Here is a 20,697-nt window from a genome sequence, read left to right on the forward strand (position 1 = left end):
TTTCAAAAAATATTTTGCAAAAACTAATTTTATTAGTAATATTGTGCCAATAAAATTAGTAAATATATTTTAAACGTCCAAATAATTTAGCATTATGAGCAATTTTATTATTTATATATTGACTGATAGCAATCGTAAACGCTTTGAAATCGGCCTCAGTTCCAACATATTCGGCACTGTAATAGAATTACAGCAATCAAACAGTTTTATTTTCAATCACAGCAGCAGTTTGAACAGAATAATCTACACAGCTTCTTTTACAAACCTTGAAGCTGCCCATAAAAAAGTAAACGAACTACAGCATTTTACGCATATGCAAATCGAAAGACTCATTCGTAAATCCAATCCAAACTGGAATAATCTTTTTCCGCATCACTATCAGACCTTTCAAAAAAGGAATGCACATTATGCAGCTTAATTTATAAAAAAAGCCACCTAAGTTGAACTAGGTAGCTATCTTCTATTATTAAAATTGTCTCTTAAAATCAGATTTTAATTTGACGTATTCGCCTCTTCTAATGAGGATCCTGCATCATTTTTAGCACCATCCTGACTACCTTGCGTATGATTACGTTCAACAGGAGGCTCTCCCCCTTCTTCTTCTGGACCTATAAAACCTTCATCCGCAGGCTCTTCCACTTGCGTAGAATCACTCGGCTCAGGCTCCGGATCACTATAACGTGGTGTCTCACATTTATAGGATTTTGTAATTTCAACAGTTGGACTAGGAAACTTACCCTGTGTATACCCCAACTGTTTATCTTTATAAACAGACTCCATATACACCCCAAATATCGGCAATGCTGTACGAGAACCTTCTCCCGAATGAGAATTTTTAAAGTGAATACTACGTTCGTCACAACCAACCCAAACACCTGTAACCAAATCTTTAGTCACACCCATATACCAACCATCAACATATTCGGAAGACGTACCTGTCTTTCCGCCGATTTCATTTTCCTTATCAAACAAATCCCATTCCCACAATCCCTGCGATGTACCTCCAGGCTCTTCCATACCACCACGCAACATATAAGTCATCAACCAAGCATCTTGCTTATCCACCACTTGTTTACGTTCCGCCTGAAAGGTTGCTATCACATTACCATCATGATCTTCGATCTTCGATACCAATAAAGGTGAGACACGCTCGCCATGGTTCATCATCGTCGAATACCCATTCACCATTTCAAAAACAGAAACATCATTAGGCCCCAACCCCACAGAAGCAACCGGATTTAATTTACTCGTGATACCGCAACGATGAGCCGCATCAACGACTTTCGCAGGGGTAACCATATCAGTTAACTGCACGGTTACCGAATTGATGGAACGCGCCATCGCATGACGCAACGACATTTCACGATAGGAAAAATTCCAGTCTGCATTTTTTGGCTCCCATACCTCAACTGAATCTCCTTTATCAATTTTAATCGTAACAGGTTTATCCGTAATCTTATCACAAGGCGACATCCCTGACTCCAAAGCGGCCAAGTAAACAAAAGGTTTAAATGTAGACCCCGCTTGTCGCTTTGCCTGCATCACGTGATCATACTTAAAATATTGGTGATTGATACCTCCCACCCATGCTTTAATTTCACCCGAATATGGATCCATAGACATCATCCCTGCATTTAACATCATGGCATAATACTTTAAAGAATCCATTGTAGACATATCCTTTTCGATCTTACTGCCATCCTTCCAGTTATAGACTTCAATCTTCTTCTTTTTATTCAGGAAGTAATTGATACTATCAGGAGTATTTGCATATTTCTTACTCAAAAAAGCATAATAAGGAGTTTTCTTGGCCAAATTATCCAAGAAATTCGGGATAACCTTGCCTGATAAATCACGCCAAGGCTCCTGTCCTTCCCAGGTGTTATTCAGACGTTGCTGCAATTCAATCATTTGTTTCGCCACAGCCTCTTCAGCATGCTTTTGAAGCTTAGAATTTATCGTCGTGTAAATTTTCAAACCGTCTGTATAGATATCATAATTATTTTCCTCAGACCATTTTTCCAACCATTTAGCTACAGCAGCACGTAAGTAAGAATCACCACCAGCATTAAGATCTTGACTATTTGTATTCAAAACAATCTTCTCTTTAATCAGACTATCATACTCTTCTTTTTTGAGAAAACCACCTTTATACATTTGACTTAAAACAGTGTTTTTACGCACAAAAGCATTTTCGGGATTACGAATCGGATTATATAAGGTAGTACCTTTTAACATGCCGATCAAAACAGCGGCTTCATTCTGATTCAATTGATTAGCCCCTTTTGAAAAATAACGCTTTGCAGCAGTCTCAATCCCATAGGCATTATTACTAAAGGATACTGTATTTAAATACATTTCCAATATCTGATTTTTGGAATAACGTTGCTCCAATTTATAAGCCGTCATCCATTCCTTAAACTTCGTCACCACCAAGCCCGCAACAGGAAGACGTGTCAACAATCCACCAGCCTTATTATAACGGGTACGATAAAGATTTTTTGCTAATTGCTGCGTAATTGTACTGGCGCCGCGCTTATCCCCTTTCAATGTTGAGAGAATACCTGATCCAAGCCCAAAAAAGTCAACACCATTATGACTATAAAAACGCACATCTTCGGTTGCTATCAACGCATTCGTAACTGACTTAGGAATACTATCAAATGGAATCGGATTTCTGTCCTCATCGAAATACCGCCCAATTAAAACACTATCTGCCGTATATAATTCCGTTGAGATATTTACACTAGGCATAACAATATCCTTTTTTGTCGGAGAGTACCCAAAAAGCCACAAAAAATTCAGCTGTATAGCACAAACCAATATAATGATAAAATATATTGCTATAACGAGATAACGAAGAATTTTATTCTTAATACGTTTAAACATAAATGGAAATTTATCTTATATTCAACACATCCGACTAGCAAAAGGTTTTATACCCGCCCAATATGCCTTTATATCTATTTTCAGGGGCTAAATATACAACTAAATAAATCGCCGTAATCAACTATTTACATTTTTTAACAATAAAAAATCCCGATCTACAACGATAAATATAACACAATTCCAACGGCCTATTTTAGGAATAACAGCAAGGCATAAATAGCAAAAGTTACCCGTTCAGAAAAAACCGGCTTAATCTCATCTTTGTTTATAATTTTCGACCCCGCGTTCCACAAATATTATACCTCTTTTTTATTTATTATCGATTTTATTTTAAAATAATAATGATATTTGTTTAAATTTAGATGTAAAAAAGTCAACTATTAGCATGTTAAAACAAACATTACAACAAAAGCTATTACAAAAATTGTCACCGCAACAAATACAATTCATAAAATTGTTGCAGGTTCCGACAGTTTCATTAGATGCTAGAATCAAGGAAGAATTAGAAGAAAACCCTGCTTTAGAAGATGGTAGCTTGACTAATATGACCGATCCTATTGAAGAATATCCCGATAAAGATCCCGACGATAATTTTGACAATGAAGACGGATTCGATTCAGAAGACTTTAGCCTAGAAGATTATATACAGGAAGATGATTTCAAAGACTATGGCAACGGCTACGATTATGGAGATGATGATGACGACCGAAAAGAAATGCCTGTCGCTATTCAGCACTCCTTTTATGAGCAGCTGCAACAACAATTAGACCTTTTGGCGCTAGATGATAAGCACTTTTTAATTGGCCAACAAATCATTGGCAGTTTGGATGACGACGGCTATTTACGTCGTCCTATTATTAATCTTGTTGACGACTTAGCTTTTGGCCAAAATGTAATGACCGATGAGCATGAAGTACTTGATATGCTAAAAGTAATTCAGGATTTTGAGCCGGCCGGAATCGGCGCACGAGATCTACAAGAATGTTTATTAATCCAATTGCAAAAAAAAGACACGCAAAATCCCACGATCAAACTTGCGATTAAAGTCGTAGCGAATTACCTGGAAGAGTTTACAAAAAAACATTACGATAAGTTAGAAAAATCTTTAGGTGTTTCATCGGAGGACTTAAAAAATGTAGTCAACGAGATTCTAAAACTTAATCCAAAACCAGGAGACTCCGGTGCCGTTGCAGGTAAACAGCTTCATATTATCCCTGATTTTCATATCAGCAATAATGATGGCACGCTACATCTGACTTTAAATGGCCGGAATGCGCCTGAGCTCCGCATAAGCCGTGATTATCAACACATGTTTGAACATTACGAAAAATCGGATCAAAAGGACAAAAAGATGAAAGAGGCCGTGCAATTCGTCAAACAAAAGCTTGATTCAGCCAAATGGTTTATTGATGCAATCAAACAACGTCAACAAACCTTGCTGAAAACAATGAATGCAATCATGGAATACCAATATGATTATTTCCTTACGGGTGATGATCGTAAGTTAAAACCAATGATATTGAAAGATATCGCCGACAAAATCGACATGGATATATCAACTGTCTCGCGGGTAGCAAATTCAAAATATGTACAGACAGAATTCGGAACGTTTCTCTTAAAATCATTTTTCTCCGAAGCCATCCAGACAGATTCCGGCGAGGAAGTTTCCAACAAAGAAGTTAAGAAAATATTAGAGGAGTGCATCGCAAAAGAAAATAAAAGGAAGCCATTGGCAGATGAAAAACTCACTGAAATCCTCAAAGAAAAAGGCTACAACATAGCACGTCGAACGGTCGCAAAATATCGGGAGGCATTGAATATTCCTGTAGCAAGATTACGAAAAGAGCTCTAAGAGCTCTTTTTGTTTTTCCCACAGACCAAATCCAAATTAAGAATAGTATCTTTGTGCTGTATTAAAATAAGCATTAAAGAATGAGCAAAGTAAAAGTTGGAGTTGTACAGATGAGCTGTACCGCAAGCAAACAAGAGAATCTCGAAAAAGCTATCGCTAAAGTAAAAGAAGCCGCTGCAAAAGGTGCGCAAATTGTGTGTCTGCAAGAACTATTTACCTCTTTATACTTCTGCGATGTAGAAGATTATGACAATTTCGCATTGGCTGAATCCATCCCAGGTCCATCGACCGACGCACTATCAGCTGTCGCCAAAGAAGCAGGAGTCGTCATTATCGCTTCATTATTTGAAAAAAGAGCGGAAGGACTGTACCATAATACAACCGCTGTATTAGATGCTGATGGTTCCTATCTAGGGAAGTATCGCAAAATGCATATTCCCGATGACCCTGCGTTTTACGAAAAATTCTATTTTACACCAGGTGATTTAGGCTACAAAGTATTCAAAACAAAATTTGGAAGAATCGGTATATTAATCTGCTGGGACCAATGGTACCCTGAAGCATCTCGAATTACTGCACTGATGGGTGCTGAAATCTTATTCTACCCGACTGCCATTGGATGGGCAACAGACCAAGATGAGGAAACCAACAAAGATCAATATAATGCTTGGCAAACAATACAACGCTCCCATGCAGTCGCTAACGGTGTTCCTGTTGTATCCGTTAACCGCGTAGGATTTGAACAAAATGGTGCAATGAAGTTTTGGGGCGGAAGCTTCGTAACGAACGGACAGGGAAAATTGCTTTACCTCGCTTCACATGACAAAGAGGAAATTGAGGTTGTCGAACTGGATTTGAATGAATCTGATTATTTCAGAAAACATTGGCCATTTTTGAGAGACCGAAGAATTGAAACATACGCACCAATCACCAAGCGTTTTATTGACGAAGACTAATATTGGATATGCAAGCCATTTCGGTTTCGAACGCACATAGCCGTGCTGAGACAAACTGAAATGGCTTTTTTAATCCCCCTAAAATAAGTATGGAACAAAAAAAGACATTCACACAGGCATATTTTGACAATTCCCCAAAAAAACAGGGATTCTCATTTCCCGCAGAATGGGCAAAGCAAGAAGCTTTATGGTTGAGCTGGCCTCATAAAGAGGAATCTTGGCCTGGGAAAATTGAAACTATATACAAGCCTTATTGCGAATTTATTAAAGTCGTAGCAGCAGGGCAGAAAGTAAGAATTAACGTTGCGAATGAGGAAATGCGAGATTTTGCTATTGCAGCATTAAAAGAAGTGACAGCAGATTTTAGCAATATCGAGTTCTATTTTAATCCGACCAACGATGCTTGGTGCAGGGATCACGGCCCAGCTTTTATTATCAACCAGACAACAAATCAAAAAGCAGTTGTTGATTGGGGCTATAACGCATGGGGGGGGAAATATCCACCTTTCGATTTCGACGACGTCGTTCCGACACGCATTGCCCAAAAATTTAACCTGCCTTTATTTACTCCTGATATCGTCATGGAGGGTGGTTCCGTTGAGTTTAATGGTGCAGGAACTATTATGACTACGACAGCCTGTCTATTAAATGAAAACCGAAACCCACACCTGACAAAGGAACAAGTAGAAACTTATTTAAAAGAATTTTACGGACAGGAACAAGTTTTATGGCTAGGAGATGGTATCGTTGGCGATGATACAGATGGGCATATTGATGACATTACTCGTTTCGTTAACGAAACCACAGTTTTAACGGTCGTGGAAGAAGATCCGACAGACGAAAACTATGAAATACTTCAAGAAAATCTAGAAACACTTCGTTCATTCAAGCTTTTAAATGGCGAATCACTTCGTATTATTGAACTTCCAATGCCGGCACCGGTTATCTATGACGACACAAGATTACCAGCTTCTTACGCAAACTTCTATATCGCAAACGAAGTCGTGGTTGTACCGATCTTCAACGATAAAAATGATCAAAGAGCCCTAGAGATCATCCAAAGCTGTTTCCCTACACGTAAAGTCATAGGAATAAACTCTGTGGACATTATTTGGGGACTGGGAAGTTTTCACTGTTTAAGCCAGCAAGAGCCGGCACTGAGCTAAAAAAAGCTATCCATAAAAGAATGTCCCCAAAAAGTTAAACACTCTTTTGGGGACATTTTTTATGATAAAAATAAGCAGCTCCGCTTTGATTTTTAGTTAAGCCGTGTTAAACAACAATAACGTTGACCCCAGCTTTTTCCAACGATTCTACAAAGCTGGTATTTACTTTATCGTCGGTAATAAGCACATCAATTTTATCAAAACCACAAATTCGTCCGAAACTTCGACGTCCAAATTTAGAAGAGTCTGCCAGTACAACAACTTTTTGCGCTGTATCGATCATAATGCGATTTAATTGTGCTTCCTGGGCACTCGAAGTTGATACGCCGTATTCCAGATCAATCCCATCTACCCCCAAAAACAACTTACTGCAATAAAAATCCTGTAATAAATTTTCCGCATATTTTCCGGTTACAGATGTAGACGTTTTACGAAGCGTCCCTCCCATCTGCATGATTTCAACCGAAGGATATTTTATCAATTCCATCGCAACATTCAATGCCGATGTTACTACGGTAATATTACCCTTAGGAACGATCTGCTTTGCCAACGACTGCATGGTCGTTCCTGAAGCAATGATGATTGAGTCATTTTCTTCGATCATTTCAGCAGCCTTTTTTCCTATCCTGCTCTTATCATCCGAACGAAGCTTCTCTTTTTCGAATACCGTACGGTCAGTCGTATAAGGATTATATTGTGTTGCCCCGCCATGCGTTCTAAACAACAATCCGCTATCTTCCAACAAGGTCAAATCCTTCCGAATCGTCACAGAAGAAACACCCAACTCCTCGCATAGATCAATTACTTGAACTGCGCCGACTTCCTTTAATTGTTTTAAGATATATTGATGTCTCTCTACATTTGTCATGGCTCTATTATAATAAGCTGTTAAAATACTAAATCTATTATCGGTTTGTTTAAAGGAATATGTCGATATCTGGGAAACACCAGTCTATATCGATAAATTTCAACAAATATGACCTTCTACTTAAATTTCCCTTCGTAGAATTGAGGTTAAAATAATGAAATTATTTAATTTTTCCACCTTGATAATCACAAATTCATTTTTCTTCTAAAATAAAAATAAATTAAAACTGTAAAGGATCAGGTGAGATAAACTGATATCCCAATTCCTCTTGAAGTAATTTTCCGCTAACTATTTTTTGCGTCACATCCTCAGCTTCGAACGCAAGCGGCAAAGCATAGCCATATTTCTTTGCCGAAGCTAGAATAACATCCATTTTCTTAGGATGTAAGGGTGCAACGACATTATAAATAGTATGTTTTAACACACGGCAAGATGCTTCCTCTACTAGCCTGACCACATCGTCAATGTGAACAAAATTGGCTCGCTGCTCTCCTGTTGTACAGATACGTTCGGAAAAATATTTAGCAAAAACACGATTTTTACCAAACAGACCTCCTAAACGATAAACTATTGTATGAGTCAATCCCAACATACACTCTTCCGCGAATAAGAGTTTTGATGAAAGCTCTGCCGTATCAGCATAGGACTCATCAAATACCGCATCTTTGTCGGGATAAATCCCAATAGAGCTCAAGAAAACCTGTTTCCCCCATGTAATATGATCAAAAAATAATTTGATGTTTGAAAATCTGTTTTCAATAACCGTTAAACTATTTTTCTGGCTCGCGGGTATACTATTCAATACGAAATCAAATTGATCAGGTAAATCAGCGTTTTCCGGAAAGCTTTCACAATCAAAGTCCAGGATAAACGAAAAAATACCATCAGCTTTAAGCCGATGGTATTTTTCAGATGTTGTCGTACTTGCCCAGACCTCATGGCCTCGATTTTTCATGTGGATAGCAAAAAACTCCGCGAGCCAACCGCATCCCAAAATGAGTATCTTCATACGACGAAACTATTAATAAGCTTTCGCAAAAAGCACGCGTTTATTCGAAGGTTTACCAGTAAAGATACAGATACCTTCCTCTTCCTTCGCGTCCAAAGGAATACAACGGATCGTTGCTTTTGTTTCTTCTTTGACACGTTTCTCTGTTTCTGTTGTCCCATCCCAGTGACAGGAGATAAATCCACCCTTTCCTTCCAATACTTCTTTAAACTCTTCATATGAATTCACCTCAGTAAAATGAGATGTTCTGAAATTTAAAGCTTTTTGGTATATATTTTCCTGTATTGTATCTAGCAACTGTGCAATAGTACCCGCTAAGCCTCCCTGAGCAACCGTTTCTTTTGTTTGGGTATCGCGACGCGCCAATTCTACAGTACCATTTTGCATATCTCTTGCGCCAACAGCTACACGGACAGGGACACCTTTTAATTCCCATTCTGCAAATTTAAAACCAGGACGCTGTGTATCCCGATCGTCATATTTCACAGAGATATCTTTTACCTTCAACTCATTTGTCAACTGATTCACAAAGCCATCAATCTGTGCTTTTTCTTCTTCAGTCTTAAAAATCGGAACGATAACAACTTGAATTGGCGCCAATTTTGGTGGCAATACCAATCCCTGATCGTCCGAGTGTGCCATAATTAATGCGCCCATCAAACGTGTAGAAACACCCCAAGAAGTTGCCCATACATGCTCCAGCTTTCCTTCTTTAGAAGTAAACTTCACATCAAAAGCCTTTGCAAAATTTTGTCCTAGAAAATGGGACGTTCCAGCTTGTAACGCTTTCCCATCTTGCATCAATGCTTCAATACAATAGGTATCTAATGCACCGGCAAAACGTTCGTTTTCTGTCTTTCTACCACGTACAACGGGTACAGCTAAAATATTCTCAGCAAACTCCGCATACACATCAAGCATACGTTCTGTTTCAGCAATAGCTTCCTCTTTAGTCGCATGAGCTGTGTGTCCTTCTTGCCATAAAAACTCAGCTGTACGCAAGAAAAGACGCGTACGCATTTCCCAGCGCACCACGTTCGCCCATTGGTTCACTAAGATCGGAAGATCACGATAAGACTCAATCCATCCGCGGTAGGTATTCCATATGATCGTTTCGGACGTCGGGCGCACGATCAACTCTTCCTCCAGTTTCGCCTCCTCGTCAACAACAATCTTACCTGTGCCATCATTTTTTAATCTATAATGTGTTACTACCGCACATTCAGTAGCAAACCCTTCAACGTGGGCTGCTTCTTTAGAAAAAAATGACTTGGGAATGAATAAAGGGAAATAAGCATTGCTATGACCTGTTTCTTTAAATCTTTTGTCTAAGATTGCTTGCATTCTTTCCCAGATAGCGTATCCGTATGGTTTGATCACCATACAGCCTCGTACAGCTGAATTTTCAGCGAGATCAGCTTTGATCACAAGCTCATTATACCATTGCGAATAATCTTCTGCACGACTTGTTATTCCTTTACTCATATGAAATTGATAAATTATTGTAACATTCTTACGTTAAATCTCGTCTGCAATTCTAATACGAAAAGCGTTCAATAAAAAATATTTGTATTTTTGATTACTTCGATTAAACCCCGTCGAGAAATTTGCGTCTAAGATAGTAAATAAGGCTGTATAATCGAAAATAAGGATTTAGGATATTATGAAAAAAAATAGATTATTTATCGGAGCACTTGCCATAACAGGAGCGTTCATGCTAGGTTCCTGCGGTACGAGTAGGCAAATCTATGGCGACGATGTCTATGGCAATAGTGGGCAAGCGAGACAAAAGGTTTATCAAAGCCCAGATTATTATTACACAGATGCAGATCAAGCCCAACCAAATGGGCAAGCACAAGGTGGTTACTACGATGATGAATATTCCGATCAGGATTACAACAGTGATTCCTATGAAGATCTTGAATATGCCAATCGTATCAACCGTTTTTATTACGCAACACCAGGGATGACCTATTTCGACCCGTTTTTTGACCCATGGTATGGCTATGGTTTTGGCGGTTGGTACGGATATGGGCCATCATTCGGAATGGGCTGGGGATGGAACTCTGGTTGGGGATCATCTTGGTCAATTGGTCTCGGATGGGGTTGGGGATCTAGCTGGGGCTGGGGATCTCCTTGGTATGGAGGCTATAGACCTTGGGGTGGCTGGTATGGCGGTGGCTACTGGGGATCTGGTTGGTATGGAAACGGTTACTGGGGTGGTGGTTACTGGGGTAACTCAAATCCACGTTACGCTTCAAGTAGATCTGTATATAGGGATAACTATAACACGCGCAGTTCATCATCAAGAAGCCGGACTTCGGGGGGATACGACCGTAATAGCGTTGCTCGAAATTCTGGAGGATATGACCGTACCGGCGTAGCACGTGATTCTAGAGGAAGAATCACATCCGTTGCTAGCAGATCAAGAAATACTGATGGTTCTGTATCATCACGTAGTTCTTCATACGATAGAACTGGAGGTAGAACAAGAACTTCCGATGGCGTATCAAACAGGGGTTATTCAGATGGTACACGTTCAAGAACATCCGAGCGCGTAAATGGTTCCTACCCGAATAGCACACGGCGTACAAGTGATTACTATAATAATGGTGCGCGATCACGTACAAGCTCTGGCGAAGTATCTCGTCCGATGAGCCGTTCGATCGAAACACGTTCTAGCAACCCGAGCTCAACGTCAAGACCAACATATACCCCTCCAACAAGAAGCTATGATAGCGGTTCATCATCACGCTCTAGTGGTGGTTTTTCTGGAGGTGGCAGCTCAAGATCAGGTGGAGGCTCTTCCGGAGGCGGTAGCTCAAGATCTGGTGGAGGACGTACTCGATAGTTAAAAGCATTTGAACAGTAGCATACAGTATAGTGTATGCTACTGATTATTATTGACGACATTTCAGCATATGACAATCAAAAAACTACTTTTTGGAACTGCATTCGTTTTAGGTGCAGCAGGGACTACTCAAGCACAATATACGAAAGATGTACTTTTATTTTCCCAAGGGGACAATGGCGGAACAGCTCGTTTTAAAGCCATGGGAAATGCATCTACCGCTTTAGGTGGGGATATTAGTTCGATTACGAGTAACCCTGCAGGTTTGGGTTACTTCAATCAGTCTGATGTATCAGTAACTGGCAGGTACCTTAATAATAAAAACAAAACCGACTATTTTGGTCAAAATTCAAACAGCAGCAAGAATAATTTCAACTTAGATAATGCTGGAATTGTTTTTCACCTCCCAACTTACCGCAATGGAGGCAACTTAGATAGAGGCTGGTTAAATTTCAACGTAGGTATTGCCTATAATAGAAACTATGTATATGATAACCGTCTAGAATATAGAGGCGTTAATACAGACAATTCTATTACCCATTCCTTTGCCGATCGTTTAGCAGCTGAAGGCAATGCTGGAGGTTGGGGACAGGACTTCTATCAAAATTCATTTATGGTTGATGACGACCCAAATAATTCAAAAGATTTCTATCCGATTGCCATTGGTAAAAAGATGGGATCGTATCCTGGGAACGAACAAGTCAATTCTATTTATGAAAAAGGCAGTAAATCAGAATCTGTATTGTCCTTTGGAGCAAATTATAGCAACAAGCTTTACTTAGGTGCATCCCTAGGTTTCACCAGCTTCCGCTATAATACGGCTAACTTATTCACCGAATATGGTCAAACAATGACCGAAGCACAATTAAAGGATTACAATAGCAAGTCTGTGTTTTTAAACCCAAAAAATCCAGAGTATCAATATCTCGACAACGATTACGAGCTATTTGAAACTTATAATCAGATTACGGATGGCACAGGAATTGATTTTAAATTAGGTATGATCTATAAGTTTACGCCTACTTTTAGTATGGGGTTCACTGCCAAGTCACCGACATTTATGAATATCAAGGATGATTCTGAAAATTACACTAAAATTAATTACTTTTTGCCTAATGCAAATGAAGCCCGTGCTCAATTTGTAACGAACGATAAAATAGGTAATAGCTCCTGGGAATATAACATGAATACTCCCTACCGCCTTTCCTTAGGGGCGAGCCAATTATTTTCAAGAGGTTTGATTACCGCCGATGTGGAGTGGGTAGATTATGCAGCGATTCGCTATAAAGATGCTGGCGGTTACAACCAAATGCAAGAAGATAGAATGAATCAAAGTATCAAAGACACTTACCAAGGTGCAATTAATGCAAGAATCGGTGGTGAAGTTTTATTTAATAATGTATTTAGCGGAAGAGCCGGTTTCAACTACAATGGTAACCCTTACAAAAATGCTGATTATACAGACTATACAGCTTCACTAGGTGTTGGAGCTAAACTTGGTCGCGGTATGTACATCGATTTAACAGGTGCTTATAATGCCGTAAATTTTAAAGAAAGCCCATATATTATTGACGAAGCTCACTGGAAATCATCTAGCCCACTAGCAGATATCAAAAATCAAAGAACGAGTGTTATTTTGACCATCGGTTCTAAATTTTAATTTATTTTAAAAGAACGTCCAGCAAGTCTGGACGTTCTCCGTTTATCACCGTCAACCAGATCAAGATAAATGATAAAAACCAATACGTGAAGATCTCGTCGCCAAAATTCCCTCCCCCTATTGAAAAATTCCGTTTAAACCGACTTTATCTCATAATTATACTTGTATATAAAAGCAACTTTATCTAAGTTTGTCCCCTCGGATTAAAAATTACATGGTGAATCACTCAATTTCAAAAGCATTCAATTTCGTTTTCACATACCCGATTTGGCGGATAGAAATCGATGCGGAGAATAAATTGATCGCTATAGAGACCAGAAATCCAGACGATACCCTCCCCTATTTTAATGTCATCACTTTTGAAGGAGCTTCCATTCTACGCGACTTTAAGGCTATTGCCAAAGAATGGGTATTAGGTGGAATCCAGAATAAAAAATTAATACTTAAGAAGATTGCCAATAATTCACCTATTGACGCAGGCATACAGGTAATCGATTGCTATAATCCACAGCTTCAAGAAACCTGGTTCAACTATATATTCATCGGTATGGTTGATCAAGGGGTGCTTATTAGACCAAAAGTAATAGCAGAAGGCTTCCAATTATTTTTAAACCTCCAATCGATGTCGATTGAAAGCCAAAATGAGAATTCCATTAAACCTTATGCCAACATGCTCGTCTATCCTATTATCTACAATGGTGAAATACCCATCTTTTTGAAGGACTTCCCAATTGATGGCGAAATCTGGATAAATACGGTGAATGACTACTTTATTTGGGCTTTCTATGAAAAAGACAGAAACAATCGTTATCAAATCAGGCTAGTGCAATCCACAAGAGAAAAATTGACAGAGTCTATTATTGCAGTTTCCGAGCTGAAACTAAAGCTCTTCAACATTTATTTTCTTATTCACGAACAAATATTCCTTTTGACAGATAATAAACGGGAGTTTGTTTCGTATTTAGTATAATTGCAAAATATATGAAAGTTTTATTCGAATTAAAAACATATAAAAAGATAGCTATTCTATCCATCGCGATATTAGCTATTCAACAAGTTGAAGCAAAGAATTCAACTTCTTTACGTACTGATTTTATCCCTGATTCAGTAGGAACTGAAGCAATCAATGGTGAAGAATACGTGTTGTTCAAAATTGAAAAAGGAGACAATTATTACCAGTTAAGTAAAAAGTATAAAACAACGGTGGGCCAATTGACCCAAATAAATGGTAATGGAACATTAAGCCTCGGTCAAATTGTCAAGATTCCGACTGGTCGAAAAGCGAAATCTGCCATTACCAATGATCATAGCAATACGGTAACGCCCAATCCTCGTAACCCGCAACAGCAAGAAGGTTTTACGGAATATATCGTTGGTGAAAAAGAGACGCTTTATGCCATATCGAAAAGATTCAGTATCTCTGTTGAAGATATCAAAAAAGCGAACAATTTAAAAAATAACGTTATTGGCGGCGGAATGAAACTGATGATTCCCAATCAGCCCCTTCCTCCGGAAAGACCCAAATTAGTTGAACCTAAAGGGATCGAAATTGTAACCCCTGACTCGACTGACGATGACGATAAAGAAGAAAATCAAATTTCAACAAACCGCTACGGAATACGTGAAAAATCAGAACGTGGAATTGGCGTATGGATTGATGGACTTTCATCCCAGGGTACAAGCAACCTTGCTCTTCATAAGAGCGCTCCAGTAGGTACTATTCTAAAAATTACCAACCCAATGACCAAAAGTGTTACTTACGCTAAAGTGGTCGGTAAATTTAATGATAATGCCGAAAACCAAAATGCAATTGTCGTGTTGTCAAAGTCTGCCGCCGCAAGCATAGGCGCACTTGATAAACGCTTCCAGGTCGAAATTGCGTATGGATTACCTCTAGAAAATTAACAGAATAAAATAGCTTTTATAGCATAGTAAGAATGAATAACAAACCGTATGTCATAGGAATTGCCGGAAGTAGTGGCTCTGGAAAGACTTTTTTTTTAAATAGTTTTTTAAAACATTTTAAGCCCAATGAGGTAACCTTAATTTCCCAAGATGATTATTACATCCCTGCCAATACTAAAACCCAGGAGGAAAATAGGCTCTATAACTTCGATATTCCGACATCAATCGACAGAGATGCTTTTTATAAAGATATCAAGGCACTCTTTAACGGTGAGACAATATATAAAGAAGAGTATACATTTAACAACCCTTCATTAACGCCCAAAATACTAGAGATTAAACCAGCACCCATTTTAATTATTGAGGGTCTATTCATTTTCTATTATACGGAAATTAATAATTTAATCAATCATAAGATATTTTTAAGCGCTGATCAGGATATTGCATTAAGAAGACGTTTACACCGCGATCTGGTTGAACGGGGCTACTTTGAAGATGATGTCATGTACAAATGGATAAACCATGTACTACCATCCTACAACGAGTACCTACTTCCTTATCAGGATACTTGCGATCAGGTCATATTTAACAATACCGATGAACCAGAACCAATCTGGGATATCACCAATCAAATTTCTGAAGAGCTAAAATTAAAGCTCAATTTGGTATAAAATTAAAACAATGTAGAAAGGAGAATCTCATAAACAGATTCTCCTTTCTATTTAAAGTACTTGATTTATTGGTATCAAGATTTTAAATACCTATCTTTGCGCCACGAAACAAATCCATCATAATGAACCATCCTGTAAAGATTAAAAATGCATTGGTTTCAGTCTATTATAAAGACGGCCTTGCTCCTTTAGTTGAATTATTAAACAAATACGGTGTTACCTTCTATTCCACTGGTGGAACAGAAACATTTATCAAAGATTTAGGTATAGATGTTGTTCCAGTTGAAGACCTCACCAGCTACCCTTCTATTTTAGGAGGCCGTGTAAAAACATTGCATCCAAAAGTATTTGGCGGTATTTTGGCTCGCCGCCCGCTTGAGTCGGATCAACAACAGCTTGCTCAGTATGAAATACCTGAGATCGATTTGGTTATTGTGGATTTGTACCCTTTTGAAGAAACTGTTGCTTCCGGTGCATCGAAACAAGATATTATCGAGAAAATAGATATCGGTGGAATTTCATTGATCCGCGCTGCCGCTAAAAACTTTAACGATGTCGTTATTATCTCTTCCAAAAATGATTACAAAGCGTTGGAAGAAATATTAGCAAACCAAGAAGGTAATACGTCATTGGAACAACGTAAGGAATTTGCTAAACGTGCATTCAATACATCCTCGCATTACGATACTGCAATCTTTAACTATTTCAATCAAGAAAATCCACTTCAGGTATTTAAACAATCTGAGCAAAAAGCGCAGGTGTTACGCTATGGTGAAAATCCGCATCAAAAAGGAGTTTTCTTCGGCGATTTGGACAAAATGTTTGACAAATTAAACGGTAAAGAGTTATCTTACAATAATTTGGTTGACGTTGACGCTGCAGTTGCTTTAATTGATGAGTTCACAGAACCTACATTCGCGATCTTAAAACATACAAATGCTTGTGGAGTTGCCTCCCGTTCAACAATCAAACAAGCTTGGTTAGATGCTTTAGCCTGTGACCCGGTTTCAGCTTTTGGTGGAGTTTTAATTACAAACGGGCAAGTTGACGCTTCTACAGCTGAAGAAATTAACAAATTATTCTTCGAGGTATTAATTGCACCTTCTTATTCTGAAGAAGCGATTGCTATACTTACCGCAAAGAAAAACAGAATTATTTTGGTTCGTAAAGAGGTTACATTGCCAGAACAACAGTTCAAAACTTTATTGAACGGCGTCATTCTTCAAGATAAAGACAATACGATTGAAGGACCTGAACAAATGGTTACAGTAACACAAGTACAGCCAACTGCAGAACAACTGGAGGATCTTTATTTTGCGAACAAAATTGTAAAACACACCAAGTCAAATACAATCGTATTTGCTAAAAATGGCACTTTGTTAGCTTCAGGTGTAGGGCAAACTTCTCGTGTAGATGCATTGAAACAAGCTATTGAGAAGGCAATTTCTTTCGGTTTTGACCTTAAAGGCTGTGCGATGGCATCGGATGCCTTCTTCCCTTTCCCAGATTGTGTGGAAATTGCTTCAGAAGCTGGTATCGCGGCGGTATTGCAACCTGGTGGTTCAATCAAAGACCAGTTATCAATTGATATGGCCAATGAAAAAGGAATCTCTATGGTAACAACAGGTGTTAGACACTTTAAGCATTAGTTGAACTTCAATAATAAATAAAAAAAGCTACTTTTCTAAAGTAGCTTTTTTTATTTATCTCGCTTCTACAGGAAACTTTGAACGCTTATACTGTTCCATCTCAGCGCTAAGTTTGCGAATCGCATAACCAACAATGGCCACATCATCTATCCACCCACCTACTAGAATAAAATCAGGAATTGCATCAATCGGCGAAACCACATAAAGTATCGTTCCAATAATAATCGATAAATTCCATTTATCCATTTTATACTTCCCCGTAATTGTGTCCTTACACATCGCAATTAATACGTTGAAGTCGTCCATATAGCCCCCTAGATTCCTCGCTTTTGCCTCCGCCTGTACAAATTCAGATTCCGTAATTTTACGATGCCTAAACTGCTCAAACATTCCTTTCGCAATTCTTTTGATTCTATTGTTCATACCTCAAAATTAGGATTACTAGTTTAACAATCCAAATCCTCGCGCACAACCAAACGCACATCAAAATCGGATTGTTTATCAAGCATAAGCAAATCCTTTCCCTCAAACTGATTAAATTTTGCCTAAGAACCATATTTCACCTGCTGCCGATCCGATTAACCACCATCTTTAAAAACTGGCTTGCAAAGGCTATCGGAATAAAAAACGAGGTCTGAATATAGATTTTTATTATTTTTACAAATCGCTGTAGCAAAGTGTCAGTCATCTCCGTATAATAGACAACACAAGCGCAATGTGAGTCACAAAAACAGATTTTAATATTACACGGTTATGAAAAACTATAGATTATTTAATTTTATTGCTATTGCTTTAGCGGCCTTCTTTCTAACAAGCTGTCTAAAAGATAACGATGACCAGCCAATTCCTGCTGCATTGCTTACCATGGTCAATGGATATACTGATGCGAATGCAGTTATATATTTCGCAGACGGAGGTTCGCTTCAAAACCCCAATTATCCACTGGGATTCAAAAGTTATGCGCAAGTAGGCTTATTTACTGGGGCTAGAAAAATAGCTGTTTCCGCCGAATATAACAGTATTTTGACGGATACTACAATTACTATCAAAGATAGCACCATCTATACATCCTTTTTATTTGGGACAAAAGCCAAACCAGTTCAGGTAATCACGACAGATCGAATCAATAAGGACATCAAAAATACGGAGACCGGTTTACGCTTCTTTAATTTTGCTGAAGGCACAGATATGGTTAGCCTAAAAATAGGCGATCAGGCTTCCCCATCAGAATGGACAAATAGAGCAAAGGAAACTCAGAATTCGGCAAGTGCCCATCAGGGCTTTATCGCTCAAAAAAGTGGCACATTCACTGTAACAGCTCGTGATAAAGCGGGGAAAACAATCGCAACACGCAGCGACATTAAATTGGTTGAAGGCTATTATTATTCATTAATACTCATAGGCAAAGCTAATGATGAAAAGAAACCATTATACATTGGTTTAGTAGCGCAAGCCGCAAATTAAAATACCCATATCTATATACTTTATAACAACGGCCGTCATGTAAACATGATGGCCGTTGTTTTATTTTTAGTCAATACCGTGGATCTTAATGATTCTCTTTAGCTGCTACTTTAGTAATCACATAAATATCTTCATTATCTTTTTTCATCTTATACTTCTCACGAGCAATACGTTGCACTTCTTGCGGATTTGATCGAATATCGTTAATTGTCTTAATGATGGCGGCATTCTCCTTCAGGTAGAAGGAGCGTTCACTTTCCAAATTCGCTTTCTGCTTTTGATAACTATACTGCGTGGCAAAGTCATTTCGATCAAAAAACAACATCCACACGAGAAAAGCCAAAGCGGCTAACAAATACTTATTTCTTATTAAAGACCACAATCGTTGCATAAGACAAAAATACTATTTAGCTTTTATACTTAGGATATTTTCTTCAAAAGTTGAACTTCTTTAATTAAAGATATGGAATAATATGTTCAAAGTCATCATATACATAGAATAATCTTATCTTTAACAGTTCAAAAACGATCATTTCAATGAAATATCCGTTCGTAAGACTAAACGCAGTTTTAACGATAAAAAGGATATTCCATATGATCATTAAAGAATAAATCATTGACATATGAAATACTATCTTATTGCAGGTGAAACTTCAGGGGACTTACATGGTGCCAATCTTATTAAAGCATTAAAAATTGAAGACCCAAATGCGACTTTCCAAATAGTCGGGGGAAATCTAATGCAAGCAGAGACTGGGAAAAAAGCGCTGATACATACCTCAGAAATGGCTTTTATGGGCTTCATTGAAGTTTTGAAAAACCTACCTAAGATATCAAAGAATCTCAAACTCGTCAAAAATGATCTGTTAAAAGAAAAACCGGACGCTGTTATTCTCATAGATTTCCCGGGTTTTAATCTGAAAATTGCTGATTTTGCAAAAAAACATGGAATCAAAACATGCTACTATATTTCTCCTAAAGTGTGGGCTTGGAATCAAGGTCGCGTGAAGAAAATCAAACGGATTGTCGACCATATGTTTTGTATTTTGCCTTTTGAGGTAGATTTTTATAAAAAGTGGCGCATGCCCGTTGATTACGTTGGCAACCCGCTTTTAGATGCAATTTCAAGCTATAATTTCAATCCTAAATTTAGAGAGCAGCATGGTTTTTCGGAAAAACCGCTTATCGCGCTTTTACCGGGAAGCCGGGAAATGGAAATTTCCAAGCTTCTTCCGGTCATGGCCGAACTTCCGTTTTTCTTTCCCGTCCATCAATTTGTCATTGCGGGCGCCCCTAATTTTGAAGAGGCCTATTACAAGCAGTTTTTTAAGGGTATTGATATTCCTGTAATCTTCGATCAAACCTACGATATTCTCCATAACGCAGAAGCCGCTGTCGTTACTAGTGGAACGGCTACTCTTGAAACAGGTATTCTGAAGGTACCTCAGGTTGTCGTTTATAAGGCTAACCCAATATCTGTATGGATAGCTAAATTAGTCATCAAGGTTAAATTTATCTCTCTAGTGAATCTAATTAATAATTTTCTATCCGTGAGGGAATTGATTCAGGATGACTGTACTGCATACGATATTTCATATGAAGTAGGAGAACTAATCAATAATAAAGAGCATCGAGCAAGTGTGATGGAAAACTACGATATTCTGGCAGAAAAACTAGGTTCTCCAGGAGCTTCTGAGAAAACGGCCAAATTGATCGTAAAATATCTCGCTAAGATTTAAACTCTTTTGCCTTTTATT

Annotated in this window: 18 protein-coding genes; 12 read left to right on the forward strand and 6 right to left on the reverse strand. The window is 38.3% G+C overall.

All coding sequences use genetic code 11. The features are described 5' to 3' along the window. The first annotated feature begins 94 nt into the window (after positions 1-94). Positions 95-418: a hypothetical protein gene (locus AB1Z56_RS11720; RefSeq protein ID WP_426792102.1), complete on the forward strand. Its 324-nt coding sequence runs from the start codon at positions 95-97 to the stop codon at positions 416-418. Positions 419-492: 74 nt separating this feature from the next. Here AB1Z56_RS11720 and AB1Z56_RS11725 read toward each other — a convergent pair whose 3' ends face one another. Further along, positions 493-2,754, reverse strand: coding sequence for a penicillin-binding protein 1A (locus AB1Z56_RS11725; RefSeq protein ID WP_313267128.1), 2,262 nt, complete (start codon positions 2,752-2,754; stop codon positions 493-495). 520 nt (positions 2,755-3,274) lie between these two features. Between AB1Z56_RS11725 and rpoN the strand changes: the two genes are divergently transcribed. The 3 genes from rpoN (at position 3,275) to AB1Z56_RS11740 (ending at position 6,863) form a co-directional block, all read left to right on the forward strand. Further along, a complete protein-coding gene (rpoN, locus tag AB1Z56_RS11730; RefSeq protein ID WP_309363313.1) occupies positions 3,275-4,741 on the forward strand; it encodes an RNA polymerase factor sigma-54 in 1,467 nt (488 codons plus the stop codon). An 80-nt stretch (positions 4,742-4,821) separates the two neighbouring features. Next, on the forward strand, positions 4,822-5,697 hold the full coding sequence (locus AB1Z56_RS11735; protein WP_075993381.1) for a carbon-nitrogen hydrolase: 876 nt from the start codon (positions 4,822-4,824) through the stop codon (positions 5,695-5,697). An 89-nt stretch (positions 5,698-5,786) separates the two neighbouring features. Next, positions 5,787-6,863 (forward strand): agmatine deiminase family protein, encoded by a 1,077-nt coding sequence (locus tag AB1Z56_RS11740; protein ID WP_426792103.1) that lies wholly within the window; start codon positions 5,787-5,789, stop codon positions 6,861-6,863. Positions 6,864-6,969: 106 nt separating this feature from the next. On the opposite strand, the gene agaR is transcribed toward AB1Z56_RS11740, so the two are convergent. The 3 genes from agaR to proS form a co-directional block, all read right to left on the reverse strand. Continuing rightward, complete coding sequence (gene agaR / locus AB1Z56_RS11745; RefSeq protein ID WP_309363308.1) at positions 6,970-7,731, reverse strand: transcriptional repressor AgaR; 762 nt, start codon at positions 7,729-7,731, stop codon at positions 6,970-6,972. Positions 7,732-7,951: 220 nt separating this feature from the next. Continuing rightward, positions 7,952-8,740 (reverse strand): GDP-L-fucose synthase, encoded by a 789-nt coding sequence (locus AB1Z56_RS11750; RefSeq protein WP_426792104.1) that lies wholly within the window; start codon positions 8,738-8,740, stop codon positions 7,952-7,954. A 12-nt stretch (positions 8,741-8,752) separates the two neighbouring features. Beyond that, positions 8,753-10,225, reverse strand: a complete 1,473-nt coding sequence (proS, locus tag AB1Z56_RS11755) for a proline--tRNA ligase (RefSeq protein WP_309363306.1) — start codon at positions 10,223-10,225, stop codon at positions 8,753-8,755. A gap of 178 nt (positions 10,226-10,403) precedes the next feature. On the opposite strand from proS, the gene AB1Z56_RS11760 reads away from it, so the two are divergent. From AB1Z56_RS11760 to purH, 6 genes are all read left to right on the forward strand, one after another. Beyond that, complete coding sequence (locus AB1Z56_RS11760; RefSeq protein ID WP_426792105.1) at positions 10,404-11,591, forward strand: hypothetical protein; 1,188 nt, start codon at positions 10,404-10,406, stop codon at positions 11,589-11,591. A gap of 70 nt (positions 11,592-11,661) precedes the next feature. Further along, a complete protein-coding gene (locus tag AB1Z56_RS11765) occupies positions 11,662-13,251 on the forward strand; it encodes an OmpP1/FadL family transporter (RefSeq protein ID WP_309363303.1) in 1,590 nt (529 codons plus the stop codon). Positions 13,252-13,465: 214 nt separating this feature from the next. After that, positions 13,466-14,221: a hypothetical protein gene (locus tag AB1Z56_RS11770; protein WP_426792106.1), complete on the forward strand. Its 756-nt coding sequence runs from the start codon at positions 13,466-13,468 to the stop codon at positions 14,219-14,221. 11 nt (positions 14,222-14,232) lie between these two features. Further along, a complete protein-coding gene (locus AB1Z56_RS11775; protein WP_309363299.1) occupies positions 14,233-15,156 on the forward strand; it encodes a LysM peptidoglycan-binding domain-containing protein in 924 nt (307 codons plus the stop codon). A 32-nt stretch (positions 15,157-15,188) separates the two neighbouring features. Then, positions 15,189-15,827 carry a uridine kinase family protein gene (locus AB1Z56_RS11780; protein WP_075993390.1) on the forward strand — a complete coding sequence of 213 codons (639 nt, stop codon included), beginning with the start codon at positions 15,189-15,191 and terminating at the stop codon, positions 15,825-15,827. 122 nt (positions 15,828-15,949) lie between these two features. Then, positions 15,950-17,476 carry a bifunctional phosphoribosylaminoimidazolecarboxamide formyltransferase/IMP cyclohydrolase gene (gene purH, locus AB1Z56_RS11785; protein ID WP_426792107.1) on the forward strand — a complete coding sequence of 509 codons (1,527 nt, stop codon included), beginning with the start codon at positions 15,950-15,952 and terminating at the stop codon, positions 17,474-17,476. A gap of 54 nt (positions 17,477-17,530) precedes the next feature. Here the strand turns inward: purH and AB1Z56_RS11790 are convergent, their stop codons facing one another. After that, on the reverse strand, positions 17,531-17,899 hold the full coding sequence (locus AB1Z56_RS11790; protein ID WP_205400911.1) for a YkvA family protein: 369 nt from the start codon (positions 17,897-17,899) through the stop codon (positions 17,531-17,533). Positions 17,900-18,229: 330 nt separating this feature from the next. Here AB1Z56_RS11790 and AB1Z56_RS11795 point away from each other — a divergent pair, with 330 nt between their 5' ends. Next, positions 18,230-18,940: a DUF4397 domain-containing protein gene (locus tag AB1Z56_RS11795; RefSeq protein ID WP_309363293.1), complete on the forward strand. Its 711-nt coding sequence runs from the start codon at positions 18,230-18,232 to the stop codon at positions 18,938-18,940. An 85-nt stretch (positions 18,941-19,025) separates the two neighbouring features. On the opposite strand, the gene AB1Z56_RS11800 is transcribed toward AB1Z56_RS11795, so the two are convergent. Beyond that, positions 19,026-19,331: an FtsB family cell division protein gene (locus AB1Z56_RS11800; RefSeq protein ID WP_075993394.1), complete on the reverse strand. Its 306-nt coding sequence runs from the start codon at positions 19,329-19,331 to the stop codon at positions 19,026-19,028. Positions 19,332-19,563: 232 nt separating this feature from the next. Between AB1Z56_RS11800 and lpxB the strand changes: the two genes are divergently transcribed. Continuing rightward, positions 19,564-20,679: a lipid-A-disaccharide synthase gene (lpxB, locus tag AB1Z56_RS11805; protein WP_426792108.1), complete on the forward strand. Its 1,116-nt coding sequence runs from the start codon at positions 19,564-19,566 to the stop codon at positions 20,677-20,679. The last annotated feature ends 18 nt before the right edge of the window (positions 20,680-20,697 follow it).

It is taken from the genome of Sphingobacterium sp. WOUb80, from assembly GCF_050058145.1.
Classification (GTDB): Bacteria; Bacteroidota; Bacteroidia; order Sphingobacteriales; family Sphingobacteriaceae; genus Sphingobacterium.